Source organism: Enterobacter sp. N18-03635, from assembly GCF_004006055.1.
In the GTDB taxonomy this organism is placed as follows: domain Bacteria; phylum Pseudomonadota; class Gammaproteobacteria; order Enterobacterales; family Enterobacteriaceae; genus Enterobacter; species Enterobacter vonholyi.
Map to the genome: position 1 here is coordinate 661645 of NZ_CP034769.1, position 12925 is coordinate 674569.

Consider the following 12925-nt stretch of genomic DNA (forward strand, 5'->3'; position numbering starts at 1 on the left):
ACCGTGGCGAAAGCTCCAAAACGCGCATTTGTCTGTAATGAATGTGGTGCGGATTATCCGCGCTGGCAGGGGCAATGCAGCGCCTGTCATGCCTGGAACACCATCACCGAAGTGCGTGGTGTGGCGGCTTCGCCGAGCGTGGCGCGCAATGAACGCCTGAGCGGCTACGCGGGCAATGCGGGCGTTGCGAAGGTGCAAAAACTTTCGGACATCAGCCTCGAAGAGCTGCCGCGCTTCTCCACCGGGTTCAAAGAGTTTGACCGCGTGCTCGGCGGCGGCGTGGTGCCGGGGAGCGCCATTTTGATCGGCGGTAACCCGGGCGCGGGTAAATCGACCCTGCTGCTGCAAACGCTCTGCAAGCTCGCCGAACAGATGAAAACCCTGTACGTCACGGGCGAAGAATCACTGCAGCAGGTGGCGATGCGCGCACACCGTCTGGGCCTGCCGACCGGCAATCTGAACATGCTCTCCGAAACCAGCATCGAGCAGATCTGCATGATTGCCGAAGAAGAGCAGCCGAAGCTGATGGTGATCGACTCCATCCAGGTGATGCACATGGCGGACATTCAGTCCTCGCCGGGCAGCGTGGCGCAGGTGCGTGAAACGGCGGCCTACCTGACGCGCTTTGCCAAAACGCGCGGCGTGGCGATTGTGATGGTCGGCCACGTGACCAAAGACGGCTCGCTGGCCGGACCTAAAGTGCTCGAACACTGTATCGACTGCTCCGTGATGCTCGACGGCGACGCGGACTCCCGCTTCCGTACCCTGCGCAGCCATAAAAACCGCTTTGGGGCGGTGAACGAGTTAGGCGTGTTTGCCATGACCGAGCAGGGGCTGCGCGAAGTCAGCAACCCGTCGGCGATCTTCCTGAGTCGGGGAGATGAGATCACCTCCGGAAGTTCAGTAATGGTGCTGTGGGAAGGCACGCGCCCGCTGCTCGTCGAAATTCAGGCGCTGGTGGACGTGTCGATGATGGGCAACCCGCGGCGCGTGGCGGTCGGTCTGGAACAGAACCGTCTGGCGATCCTGCTGGCGGTGCTGCACCGTCACGGTGGGCTGCAGATGGCGGATCAGGACGTTTTCGTTAACGTGGTGGGTGGCGTGAAAGTCACTGAGACCAGCGCAGACCTGGCGCTGCTGCTGGCGATGGTCTCAAGCCTGCGCGACAGACCGCTGCCGCAGGATCTGGTCGTCTTCGGTGAGGTGGGCCTCGCCGGGGAAATCCGTCCGGTGCCCAGCGGCCAGGAGCGTATCTCCGAGGCGGCAAAACACGGTTTCCGCCGGGCTATCGTTCCGGCCGCTAACGTGCCGAAAAAAATCCCGGAAGGGATGCAGGTTTTCGGCGTGAAGAAACTCGCAGATGCGTTAAATGTCTTTGACGACTTATAATTACGTATTCGATTTTGCAGGAGGCACCGTAATTTATGTCATCATTTGACTACATCAAGACCGCTATCCGCCAGAAGGGCTGCACGCTGCAGCAGGTGGCGGACGCCAGCGGCATGACTAAGGGCTACCTGAGCCAGCTGCTGAACGCCAAAATCAAAAGCCCCAGCGCGCAGAAGCTGGAAGCGCTGCACCGCTTTCTGGGGCTGGAATTCCCGCGTATGCAAAAGAACATCGGCGTGGTGTTCGGCAAGTTTTACCCGCTGCATACCGGTCATATCTATCTGATCCAGCGAGCCTGTAGCCAGGTTGACGAGCTGCACATCATCATGGGCTACGATGAAACCCGCGATCGTCAGCTGTTTGAGGACAGCGCCATGTCGCAGCAGCCGACCGTGCCTGACCGCCTGCGCTGGCTGCTTCAGACCTTCAAATACCAGAAAAACATCCGTATTCACGCCTTTAACGAAGAGGGCATGGAGCCGTATCCGCACGGCTGGGACGTGTGGAGCAACGGCATCAAAGCGTTTATGGAAGAGAAGGGCATTGCGCCTAACTGGATCTACACCTCTGAAGAGTCCGATGCGCCGCAGTTCCGCGAGCATCTGGGCATCGAGACGGTGCTGATCGATCCGAAACGCACCTTCATGAACATCAGCGGGGCGCAGATCCGCGAAAATCCGTTCCGCTACTGGGACTACATCCCAACCGAGGTGAAGCCGTTCTTTGTGCGCACCGTCGCGATCCTGGGCGGCGAGTCGAGCGGTAAATCAACGCTGGTCAACAAGCTGGCGAATATCTTCAATACCACCAGCGCATGGGAGTACGGCCGCGATTATGTCTTCTCGCACCTGGGCGGCGACGAGATGGCGCTGCAGTATTCCGACTATGACAAAATCGCGCTCGGTCACGCTCAGTACATTGATTTCGCAGTGAAATATGCCAACAAGGTGGCGTTTATCGATACCGATTTCGTCACCACTCAGGCGTTCTGTAAAAAATACGAAGGGCGCGAGCACCCGTTCGTGCAGGCGCTGATTGACGAATATCGCTTTGACCTGGTGATCCTGCTGGAAAACAACACCCCGTGGGTGGCCGACGGCATGCGCAGCCTCGGCAGCTCCGTGGACAGGCGTGAATTCCAGTCCATGCTGGTGGAGATGCTCAACGAAAACAACGTTGAGTTTGTGCACGTGGAAGAGTCGGACTACGACTCCCGTTTCCTGCGCTGCGTAGAGCTGGTGAAGGAGATGATGGGGGAGCAGGGGTAAAAACTTACCCCTCACCCTAACCCTCTCCCTGCGGGAGAGGGCCGGGTTGAGGGCATCAAGCCACTCAGAACTCAACCACCACTTTTCCGCGCATATGCCCGTCCAGCACCTTACGGTGCGCCTCGGTAATGCTCTCCACGCTCAGCCCGTGCAGCGTTTCACTCAGTGAGCTTTCCACTACGCCATTATCTACCAGCTTCGCCACCTCATTGAGGATCTCACCCTGACGCGCCATATCCGCGGTCTGGTACATGCTGCGGGTGTACATAAATTCCCAGTGCAGGGCGGCGGATTTCGACTTCAGCTTGTCCTGGTTCAGCGGGTGTTCATTCTCGACGATAGAACAGATATGCCCCTGTGGGGCAATCAGTTCGCTGACCGCATCCCAGTGCCCGTCGGTGTCGTTGAGGATGAAAATGTAATCCACAAATTTGAGCCCGTGTTTCGCCAGTTCGCCTTTCAGATCGCGGTAGTTTACCACCACATCTGCACCGCGGTCGCGGCACCACCGGGCGGAATCTTCGCGAGACGCGGTTGCGATGACCTTCACCTTGCTGTTGTGCTTCGCAAACGGGATCGCCAGCGATCCCACCCCGCCCGCGCCGCCAATGATCAGCAGGGTTTCGTCCGCGCCGGCATCCTGAATGTTCAGCCGTTCAAACAGGCCTTCCCACGCGGTGAGTGCGGTCAACGGCAGTGCAGCGGCAGCGGCCCAGCCGAGGCTTGCAGGCTTGCGCCCGACAATGCGCGCATCAATCAGCTGATGCGTGGTGTTGCTGCCCGGGCGGGTGATGTCGCCCGCGTACCACACTTCATCTCCCGGTTTGAATCCGGTGACGTCCGTCCCAACGGCTTTGACGATCCCGCTGGCGTCCCACCCGAGAATGCGCGGCTCGTTCAGTCCGTTTTTGGCAATGCCCGCGTGGACTTTGGTATCGACCGGGTTAACGGAGACGGCTTTCACCTCCACCAGCAGATCGTGCTCGCCGGGATGCGGCATCGGCGGGGTGATTTCAATGAACGTTGCGGGATTTTCTGGGTTAACGGCAATCGCTTTAACTGACATGGTGTGCTCCTCAATGGCATGCGTTTTGTTGAGGCTAGTCTATTAAGTGGCCAGCTGCATGATAAGATGGACAATCAAGAACTCAGCGTTCGTACAGGATGAACAATCATGTTTAAACAGCTGCAGGATATGGCGCTTTTCGCGCTGGTGGCGGAGATGGGCAGCTTTACCGCGGCAGCCCAGAAAGCCGAACTGCCGAAATCCAGCGTCAGCCAGCGAATTAGCCAGCTGGAGCAGCAGGTGGGTATCCGCCTGCTTAACCGCACCACGCGCAGGCTGAACCTGACGTTTGCGGGCGAGCACTATCTGGTGCACTGCCGCGAAATGCTGGCGGCCAGCGAGCGGGCGGAGTATGCCATTCAGCGCCTGCGCGAAAACCCGAGCGGGCGGCTGCGCATCACCTGTCCGGCTGGGATTGGCGCGACGCTGCTGGCGCATATGAATGCCGAGTTCCAGCTTCGCTATCCTGAGGTTTCGCTGGACGTGTCGATCTCTGATGATGTGGTGGATCTGGTCGAGTCCGGCTTTGACGTGGCGCTGCGTACCGGCAAGCCGCAGGACTCCTCCCTGATTGGCCGAATGATCGGGCATTGTCCGCGCTACATGCTGGCCTCGCCGGACTATCTGGCGCGCCGGGCGCCGCTAACGCATCCCCGTCAGCTGGTGGAGCACCGCAGCATTACGCACAGAGCCTGGTCGGAGTGGCTTCTGCGAAGCGAGAATGAGGATTACCGCTACCTGCCGGATAACGCGCACATGACCGATAATCTGGTGTACGCCCGCGAGTGCGCGATGGCCGGGGCGGGGATCACGCTGCTTCCTGCATTTCTGCTGGGAGATAAGGTTGAAAAGGGCGCGCTGGTGCAGGTGCTGCCGGAGTGGAACGTTGAAGGCAACGACCTCTGGCTGGCCTACCCGAGCCGCAAGCTGAATTCGCCCGCGCTGATGAGCTATATCGAGTTTGCGATGCAGTTTGACGAGGTGAAGCGGTATTACGTGGGCAAATAAAAAAGCCGGGTGGCGGCTTCGCCTTACCCGGCCTACACACTGTGCGGCCTGATGCCCTCACCCTGGCCCTCTCCCACAGGGAGAGGGAACAACCATAAAAAACGGCAACCGAAGTTGCCGTTTTGCTTTTATTTCGCAATACGCTTGTACTTAATACGCTTCGGCTCCAGCGCGTCGGCGCCCAGCGTGCGTTTCTTGTACTCTTCGTATTCGGTGAAGTTACCTTCGAAGAACTCCACCTTACCTTCGTCCTGGTAGTCCAGAATGTGGGTCGCGATACGGTCGAGGAACCAGCGGTCGTGCGAGATAACCATCGCGCAGCCCGGGAACTCCAGCAGGGCGTTTTCCAGCGCGCGCAGGGTTTCGATATCCAGGTCGTTTGTTGGTTCATCGAGCAGCAGAACGTTACCGCCCACCTGCAGCAGCTTCGCCAGGTGCAGACGACCGCGCTCACCGCCGGACAGCTCGCCTACACGTTTGCCCTGATCGGTGCCTTTGAAGTTAAAGCGACCAACGTAGGCGCGGCTTGGCATCTCGGTGTTGCCGATGCGCATGATATCCAGGCCGCCGGACACTTCTTCCCACACGGTTTTGCTGTTGTCCATCGCGTCACGGAACTGGTCAACGGAGGCCAGCTTCACGGTCTCACCCAGGGTGATAGAGCCGCTGTCAGGCTGTTCCTGACCGGACATCATGCGGAACAGGGTCGATTTACCCGCGCCGTTCGGACCGATGATGCCCACGATAGCGCCTTTCGGTACGGAGAAGGTCAGGTCGTCGATCAGCACGCGGTCGCCGTAAGACTTACGCAGGTTGGTCACTTCAACCACTTTATCCCCCAGACGTGCTCCAGGTGGAATAAACAGTTCGTTGGTTTCGTTACGTTTCTGGTATTCGGTGTTGTTCAGCTCTTCAAAGCGTGCCAGACGGGCTTTGCCCTTAGACTGACGGCCTTTCGCGCCCTGACGAACCCACTCCAGCTCTTTCTCGATAGACTTACGACGCGCCGCTTCCTGAGAAGCTTCCTGAGCCAGACGCTGATCTTTTTGCTCCAGCCAGGAGGAGTAGTTGCCTTCCCACGGAATACCTTCACCGCGGTCCAGCTCCAGGATCCAGCCGGCGACGTTGTCGAGGAAGTAACGGTCGTGGGTAATCGCCACAACGGTGCCTTCGAAGTCGTGCAGGAAGCGCTCCAGCCACGCCACGGATTCCGCATCCAGGTGGTTGGTTGGTTCGTCGAGCAACAGCATATCTGGTTTTTCCAGCAGCAGGCGGCACAGCGCCACGCGGCGACGTTCACCACCGGAGAGGTTCGCGATTTTCGCATCCCAGTCCGGCAGACGCAGGGCATCCGCCGCGCGCTCCAGCTGCACGTTCAGGTTGTGACCGTCGTGCGCCTGGATAATCTCTTCATACTTGCCCTGCTGTGCAGCCAGCTTGTCGAAGTCCGCATCCGGCTCGGCGTATTTGGCATACACTTCATCGAGACCTTTCAGGGCGTTAACCACTTCGGATACCGCTTCTTCAACGGATTCGCGCACGGTGTGTTCCGGGTTCAGCTGAGGTTCCTGCGGCAGGTAGCCAATCTTGATGCCAGGCTGCGGACGGGCTTCACCTTCGATGTCTGTATCAATGCCGGCCATGATGCGCAGCAGGGTGGACTTACCGGCACCGTTGAGACCCAGAACACCGATTTTTGCGCCCGGGAAGAAGCTCAGCGAGATATTTTTAAGAATATGACGTTTCGGCGGGACAACTTTGCCGACACGATGCATGGTATAAACGAATTGAGCCACGTTGGACTTCGCCTCTTTTATCGTAATGAGAAGGAATTTCAGCCTCGAAGTGTAGCCTTTTTCACGTCCTAATCCCAGCCAGGAACGTCGGGAGTGTTAAAACGCGCAAGAAAGGTAAAAAAGTGTCCATGACGTGGCGCGTTGAAGGATGCCTGGTTAGCATAAGTTAATTAGACTTTGACGTGGCAAGACGCTGCAATTGACGAAAAAACAATGAGGAAGAGCTTGTGGAAAAAGCCAAACGGGTGGTCTGGCGTCTGCTGGCTGCCAGCGTATGCGTAATGGCGGTAAGCCAGGCGGTGCATGCCGATTCACTGGATGAACAACGCAACCGCTACGCCCAGATTAAACAGGCGTGGGACAACAAGCAGATGGATACCGTGCAGGCGCTGATGCCGACGCTAAAGGATTATCCGCTGTATCCGTATCTGGAGTATCGTCAAATTACGGACGATCTCATGAATCAACCCACCGTCACCGTGAATAACTTCATTCAGGCGAACCCGACCCTGCCGCCTGCCCGAAATCTCCAGTCTCGATTTGTGAACGAACTGGCGCGACGCGAAGACTGGCGCGGACTGCTGGCGTTTAGCCCTGAAAAGCCGAATACCACCGAAGCGCAGTGTAACTACTACTACGCGAAATGGGCGACCGGCCAGCAGGAAGAGGCCTGGGCCGGGGCGAAAGAGCTCTGGCTGACCGGGAAAAACCAGCCGAACGCCTGTGATTCCCTGTTCGGCGCGTGGCGCGCATCCGGCAAGCAGGATCCGCTGTCCTATCTTGAGCGCATCCGTCTGGCGATGAAAGCCGGCAACACGCGTCTGGTGACCACGCTGGCGGGGCAGATGCCGTCCGATTACCAGACGATCTCCACCGCGGTTATCTCGCTGGCTAACGATCCCAACAGCGTGCTGACCTTTGCCCGCAGTACGGGCGCGACCGATTTTACCCGCCAGATGGCGGCGGTGGCCTTTGCCAGCGTGGCGCGTGACGATGTGGAAAACGCGCGGCTGATGATCCCGCAGCTGGTGCAGGCGCAGCAGCTTAATGAGGAACAAACCCAGGAGCTGCGCGATATCGTGGCGTGGCGACTGATGGGCACGGATGTGACCGATGAACAGGCGCGCTGGCGTGACGATGCCATTATGCGTTCGAACTCCACGTCTCTGGTGGAACGTCGCGTGCGCATGGCGCTGGGTACGGGAGATCGCCGTGGGCTGAATACCTGGCTTGCGCGGTTGCCTATGGAGGCCAAAGAGAAGGACGAATGGCGCTACTGGCAGGCCGATCTGCTGATGGAGCGCGGTCGTGATGACGAGGCCAAAGAAATTCTCCATACGCTGATGCAGCAGCGCGGGTTCTACCCGATGGCAGCCGCGCAGCGCCTGGGCGAGGAGTACACCTTCCGCATTGATAAAGCGCCAGCCAACGCGAACCCGGCGCTGACGCAGGGGCCAGAAATGGCGCGCGTGCGCGAGCTGATGTACTGGAATATGGATAATACCGCGCGCAGCGAGTGGGCGAATCTGGTGACCAGCCGCAGCACCGACGAGAAAGCCCAGCTTGCCCGCTATGCTTTTGATAACCACTGGTGGGATCTGAGCGTGCAGGCGACGATCGCCGGTAAGCTTTGGGATCATCTCGAAGAGCGTTTCCCGCTGGCTTACAAGGATCTGTTCGATCGCTACACCAGCGGCAAAGATATCCCGCAAAGCTACGCGATGGCAATTGCCCGTCAGGAGAGCGCATGGAACCCGAAAGTCCGTTCCCCGGTGGGCGCCAGCGGCCTGATGCAGATTATGCCGGGCACGGCGACGCACACGGTGAAGATGTTTAATATTCCTGGCTACAGCAGCCCGTCACAGCTTCTGGATCCGGATACCAACATCAACATCGGTACCAGCTACCTGCAGTACGTGTATCAGCAGTTCGGCAATAACCGCATCTTCGCGTCGGCGGCGTATAACGCGGGGCCGGGTCGCGTGCGTACCTGGCTCGGCAACAGCGCCGGACGCATTGACGCCGTGGCGTTTGTCGAGAGCATCCCGTTCTCGGAAACGCGCGGCTATGTGAAGAACGTGCTGGCCTATGACGCCTACTATCGCTACTTCATGGGGCAGAAAGATACCCTGATGAGTGATGCCGAGTGGCAGAGACGTTACTGATCGGCGCGGGTTGTGTTATGCTGTACTCGCTAATGAGTACAAGAGGCAGCATAACATGACCCAGCATTCCCCGTATTCCTCGGCAATGGCCGAACAACGTCATCAGGAGTGGCTTCGTTTTGTGGAGCTGCTTCGCCAGTCTTACGAGCAGGATTTGCACTTACCCCTTATGCAGCTGATGCTCACGCCGGACGAGCGTGAGGCGCTGGGCACGCGCGTGCGCATCATTGAAGAGTTGCTGCGCGGCGAGATGAGCCAGCGCGAGCTGAAAAATGAGCTCGGCGCGGGCATCGCAACGATTACCCGCGGATCGAACAGCCTGAAGTCGGCACCCGTTGAGCTGCGCCAGTGGCTGGAAGCGGTATTGCTGAAAAATACCTAACGATAAATCGCGTTATGGAACGGGCTTAACGCCAGGATCACCGCCTGATGATAAACGCCTGAACGCGTCAGCGCGCCTGCGGTAAAGACGCCAATCGCCCCTTCTTTACGGCCAATCTCATCAATGCCGGTGTACTGCGACATCACCGGCCCAAGCGCTTCACCCGCGCGGACTTTTTCCAGAATAATCTCCGGCAGCGGCAGGGTGGCTGAACGCGCTTCACCGCGCTGTTCACGGCTTTCGATCACCACCCAGCTAAAGGTTGCGCCTTCGTCGATACCGGCTTCAATTGCCACCCAAAAGTCCGCATCCGGTGCCGCAGCCCTGGCATTTGCTACGCGGTTTCGTGCGCCAGCGCGCGTTTCCTCACTACCAAACGGCTGTTCAGGAACGCCACTCTCGACGCCGATGGCTTCAATATGGCAGGATCCTGCGCCGAAGATCTCTTCAAATGCCCTTAGAATTGCCTGAATTTTGGCAGGATTAGTGGTAGCAGAGACAACATGGTGCATAATTAAGCTCGATTCAAAAAAAACTCATCGCAGTATAACGGAAAAAAAGCATGTTACAGGTATACCTTGTTCGCCACGGTGAAACGCAGTGGAACGCCGAGCGACGTATTCAAGGCCAGTCAGACAGTCCTCTTACAGAGAAGGGCGTGCAGCAAGCGTGGCAGGTGGCAGAACGCGCCCGAACGCTGGGCATTACCCACGTCATTACCAGCGATTTAGGTCGCACACAGCAGACGGCGCGCATCATTGCAGACGCCTGCGGCTGTGACGTCATGCTTGAGCCGCGCCTGCGCGAGCTGGATATGGGCGTGCTGGAAAAACGCCATATCGATACGCTGACGGAAACGGAAGAGGGCTGGCGCCGCACGCTGGTGAACGGTACCGAAGATGGCCGTATTCCTGAGGGCGAATCCATGCAGGAGCTCAGCGTCCGTATGCATGCCGCACTGGCGGAATGCCTGAAGCTTCCGGCGGGAAGCCGTCCGCTGCTGGTGAGTCATGGGATTGCGTTGGGATGCCTGGTGAGCACCATTCTGGGATTACCGGCTTACGCTGAGCGCCGTTTGCGTCTGCGTAACTGCTCCATTTCCCGAATTGATTATCAGGAAAGCGCGTGGCTGGCGTCAGGATGGGTCGTGGAGATGGCAGGGGACATTTCGCATCTCGATGCCCCTGCGCTTGACGAACTGCAGCGTTAACGACGTATTGGAATCAAAAATTCCATACGCAGATTGATTGGGCCTTCTTCCGGTTTGGCATCCTGCGCCGGGTAGTAGCGCTCAATGTCCTGACCTTTACGGCGATTAAGATTCAGCATTGGCATGCAGGTACCGTAAACGGTCAGGATAAACTCCTGTACCCCCGTTCCCAGCCCTTCATAGGCGAACATCACGTATTCGCCCCCTTCCAGCACGACAGGCTTCGAACCCTGAATATACCCGTTGGCCATCTCTGGCGTCAGCGCGGTGGTGTAGAACACCTCCTGCTCGTCGTCTTTTTCCTGGCTTGGATGCGTTTCGTTGAGGCCATACAGGATAGGCGGGATCGCCGGCGCGTGGCTCAGGAAGTCGCGCCAGAACTGGACGCGCATCTGATGTCGGAACTCGGAAATCTGCTCCAGTGAACAGGAGTAGCTCTGCGTTGTGCCGATCAGATGGGTTTCCGGCAGTGTAATAATGTCGTACTTCGGCATTGCGAACTCGCCCAGACGCAGCGGCGGACGCATGCCAAACGAGCTCCAGTCAGGCGAGCGACGATAAAGCGCTGGCGTCAACAAGAACTGTTTTTTAAAGGCGCGGGTGAATGTCTGCTGTGAATCGAAACGATATTGCAGGGCAATATCCAGAATCGGCCGCGCGGTGAGGCGCAATGCTACAGCAGATTTTGATAAACGACGTGCGCGAATATAGGCCCCGATAGCATGACCGGTGACATCCTTGAACATCCTTTGCAGATGCCACTTGGAATAGCCTGCTTTAGCCGCCACATGATCCAGTGACAAAGGCTGGTCGAGATGACCTTCCAGCCAGGTGAGCAGGTCGCGAATAATTCCAGCCTGATCCATATACTATCCTCATCCTTAAAACAGCAGGTGCCTGATAACAGGTTAGCGGATAATAGCATTTTTTGATGTTTTAGCATTCAGTGTTTTTTTTGCGCATTCATGCTTTTTCTAGCACATTACAGGCAGATATATTCTAATCCTGTGATCTTGCTACATTTTTGTCTAAAGTGTTGAATAATTGCTCAGTGTAATTTTAAAGAATGGTAACAATATGAAATACAAGACTTTGCTCTTCACCGCGCTGATGTTGATGGTCGGGCGCGCTGCACAGGCGGAACAGATTGGTTCCGTCGATACCGTGTTCAAAATGTTTGGCCCGGACCACAAAATCGTGGTGGAGGCGTTTGACGATCCGGACGTGAAAAACGTCACCTGCTATGTCAGCCGCGCGAAAACGGGCGGCATCAAAGGCGGACTGGGGCTGGCGGAAGATACCTCCGATGCGGCGATCTCATGTCAGCAGGTGGGCCCGGTTGAATTGAGCGACAAAATTAAAAACGGCAAAGCGCAGGGCGACGTGGTATTCCAGAAACGGACCTCGCTGGTGTTCAAAAAGCTGCAGGTTGTGCGTTTCTACGATGCCAAACGCAATACGCTGGCCTACCTGGCCTATTCTGACAAAGTGGTGGAAGGGTCACCGAAAAACGCGATCAGCGCGGTGCCGATTATGCCCTGGCGGGAATAAAAAAAACGGCGCATAAGCGCCGTTTTTTAATGCATTAACTGCGGGATTATTCCTGCAAATCGCCGCAGAAACGGTACCCTTCGCCGTGAATGGTGGCGATGATTTCCGGTGTATCTGGCGTAGATTCGAAATGTTTACGAATACGACGGATGGTGACGTCTACGGTACGGTCGTGCGGCTTCAGCTCACGGCCGGTCATTTTCTTTAGCAGTTCTGCACGGGACTGAATTTTTCCCGGGTTTTCGCAGAAGTGCAGCATCGCGCGGAATTCACTGCGCGGCAGTTTATACTGCTCACCGTTCGGGCTAATCAGCGAGCGGCTATTAATATCAAGTTCCCAGCCGTTGAATTTGTAGCTATCTACGCTACGACGCTCTTCGCTGACAGTACCCAGGTTCATGGTGCGGGACAGCAGGTTGCGTGCACGAATGGTTAACTCGCGAGGGTTGAATGGCTTGGTGATGTAGTCATCCGCACCGATTTCCAGGCCAAGAATTTTATCAACTTCGTTATCACGGCCCGTCAGGAACATTAACGCGACGTTCGCCTGCTCGCGCAGTTCGCGCGCCAGAAGAAGACCGTTTTTGCCCGGCAGGTTAATATCCATGATCACCAGGTTAATATCATTTTCAGAAAGGATCTGATGCATCTCTGCGCCATCGGTCGCTTCAAAGACATCGTAGCCTTCTGCTTCGAAAATGCTCTTTAACGTGTTGCGTGTTACCAACTCGTCTTCAACGATAAGAATGTGCGGGGTCTGCATGTTTGCTACCTAAATTACCAACTAAATCGAAACAGGAAGTACAAAAGTCCCTGACCTGCCTGATGCATGTCGCAAATTAACATGATCGGCTTAACGTGACTAAAGTACGTAATTGCGTTCTTGATGCACTTTCCATCAACGTCAACAACATCATTAGCTTGGTCTTGGGTACTTTCCCTTTGGACCCGACAGTGTCAAAAACGGCTGTCATCCTAACCATTTTAACAGCAACATAACAGGCTAAGTGACACCAGACACCCAATAAAACTACGCTTCGTTGACATATATCAAGTTCAATTGTAGCACGTTAACAGTTTGATGAAATCA

General features: G+C 56.8%; 13 protein-coding genes. 8 read left to right on the forward strand and 5 right to left on the reverse strand.

What is annotated here, in order from left to right:
* The first annotated feature begins 3 nt into the window (after positions 1-3).
* Together radA and nadR are read left to right on the forward strand one after the other, a co-directional pair.
* Complete coding sequence (radA, locus tag ELK40_RS03875; protein ID WP_014068810.1) at positions 4-1389, forward strand: DNA repair protein RadA; 1386 nt, start codon at positions 4-6, stop codon at positions 1387-1389.
* 35 nt (positions 1390-1424) lie between these two features.
* Entirely contained in the window at positions 1425-2657 is a 1233-nt protein-coding gene (gene nadR / locus ELK40_RS03880; RefSeq protein ID WP_006810194.1) for a multifunctional transcriptional regulator/nicotinamide-nucleotide adenylyltransferase/ribosylnicotinamide kinase NadR, read from the forward strand.
* Between the two features lie 64 nt (positions 2658-2721).
* On the opposite strand, the gene ELK40_RS03885 is transcribed toward nadR, so the two are convergent.
* A complete protein-coding gene (locus ELK40_RS03885; protein ID WP_115876486.1) occupies positions 2722-3723 on the reverse strand; it encodes a zinc-binding alcohol dehydrogenase family protein in 1002 nt (333 codons plus the stop codon).
* 108 nt (positions 3724-3831) lie between these two features.
* Between ELK40_RS03885 and ELK40_RS03890 the strand changes: the two genes are divergently transcribed.
* The gene (locus tag ELK40_RS03890; protein WP_115876484.1) at positions 3832-4731 is read left to right on the forward strand and encodes a LysR family transcriptional regulator; all 900 of its coding nucleotides are present in this window, start codon (positions 3832-3834) and stop codon (positions 4729-4731) included.
* 128 nt (positions 4732-4859) lie between these two features.
* Here ELK40_RS03890 and ettA read toward each other — a convergent pair whose 3' ends face one another.
* Positions 4860-6527, reverse strand: coding sequence for an energy-dependent translational throttle protein EttA (gene ettA, locus ELK40_RS03895; RefSeq protein ID WP_003856515.1), 1668 nt, complete (start codon positions 6525-6527; stop codon positions 4860-4862).
* Between the two features lie 227 nt (positions 6528-6754).
* On the opposite strand from ettA, the gene sltY reads away from it, so the two are divergent.
* Both sltY and trpR read left to right on the forward strand, forming a co-directional pair.
* A complete protein-coding gene (sltY, locus tag ELK40_RS03900; protein ID WP_115876482.1) occupies positions 6755-8692 on the forward strand; it encodes a murein transglycosylase in 1938 nt (645 codons plus the stop codon).
* Between the two features lie 55 nt (positions 8693-8747).
* Positions 8748-9074: a trp operon repressor gene (trpR, locus tag ELK40_RS03905; protein ID WP_047747961.1), complete on the forward strand. Its 327-nt coding sequence runs from the start codon at positions 8748-8750 to the stop codon at positions 9072-9074.
* Here the strand turns inward: trpR and yjjX are convergent.
* Positions 9071-9586: an inosine/xanthosine triphosphatase gene (yjjX, locus tag ELK40_RS03910; RefSeq protein WP_048961786.1), complete on the reverse strand. Its 516-nt coding sequence runs from the start codon at positions 9584-9586 to the stop codon at positions 9071-9073. The genes trpR and yjjX overlap by 4 nt on opposite strands.
* A 50-nt stretch (positions 9587-9636) precedes the next feature.
* On the opposite strand from yjjX, the gene gpmB reads away from it, so the two are divergent.
* A complete protein-coding gene (gene gpmB, locus ELK40_RS03915; RefSeq protein WP_008502057.1) occupies positions 9637-10284 on the forward strand; it encodes a 2,3-diphosphoglycerate-dependent phosphoglycerate mutase GpmB in 648 nt (215 codons plus the stop codon).
* On the opposite strand, the gene robA is transcribed toward gpmB, so the two are convergent.
* Entirely contained in the window at positions 10281-11150 is an 870-nt protein-coding gene (gene robA, locus ELK40_RS03920) for an MDR efflux pump AcrAB transcriptional activator RobA (protein WP_111964082.1), read from the reverse strand. The genes gpmB and robA overlap by 4 nt on opposite strands.
* A gap of 211 nt (positions 11151-11361) precedes the next feature.
* Between robA and creA the strand changes: the two genes are divergently transcribed.
* Complete coding sequence (gene creA / locus ELK40_RS03925; protein WP_045907753.1) at positions 11362-11835, forward strand: protein CreA; 474 nt, start codon at positions 11362-11364, stop codon at positions 11833-11835.
* Between the two features lie 46 nt (positions 11836-11881).
* Here the strand turns inward: creA and arcA are convergent, their stop codons facing one another.
* Positions 11882-12598, reverse strand: coding sequence for a two-component system response regulator ArcA (gene arcA / locus ELK40_RS03930; protein ID WP_003856501.1), 717 nt, complete (start codon positions 12596-12598; stop codon positions 11882-11884).
* 95 nt (positions 12599-12693) lie between these two features.
* Here arcA and yjjY point away from each other — a divergent pair, with 95 nt between their 5' ends.
* Positions 12694-12834 (forward strand): protein YjjY, encoded by a 141-nt coding sequence (gene yjjY / locus ELK40_RS03935; RefSeq protein WP_085928893.1) that lies wholly within the window; start codon positions 12694-12696, stop codon positions 12832-12834.
* Positions 12835-12925: the final 91 nt, after the last annotated feature.

Coding starts and splice junctions, on each gene's coding strand:
- nadR (WP_006810194.1), top strand. CDS start 1,425: ATGTCATCATTTGACTACATCAAGACCGCTATCCGCCAGAAGGGCTGC.
- ELK40_RS03885 (WP_115876486.1), bottom strand. CDS start 3,723: ATGTCAGTTAAAGCGATTGCCGTTAACCCAGAAAATCCCGCAACGTTC.
- ELK40_RS03890 (WP_115876484.1), top strand. CDS start 3,832: ATGTTTAAACAGCTGCAGGATATGGCGCTTTTCGCGCTGGTGGCGGAG.
- trpR (WP_047747961.1), top strand. CDS start 8,748: ATGACCCAGCATTCCCCGTATTCCTCGGCAATGGCCGAACAACGTCAT.
- yjjX (WP_048961786.1), bottom strand. CDS start 9,586: ATGCACCATGTTGTCTCTGCTACCACTAATCCTGCCAAAATTCAGGCA.
- gpmB (WP_008502057.1), top strand. CDS start 9,637: ATGTTACAGGTATACCTTGTTCGCCACGGTGAAACGCAGTGGAACGCC.
- robA (WP_111964082.1), bottom strand. CDS start 11,150: ATGGATCAGGCTGGAATTATTCGCGACCTGCTCACCTGGCTGGAAGGT.
- creA (WP_045907753.1), top strand. CDS start 11,362: ATGAAATACAAGACTTTGCTCTTCACCGCGCTGATGTTGATGGTCGGG.
- arcA (WP_003856501.1), bottom strand. CDS start 12,598: ATGCAGACCCCGCACATTCTTATCGTTGAAGACGAGTTGGTAACACGC.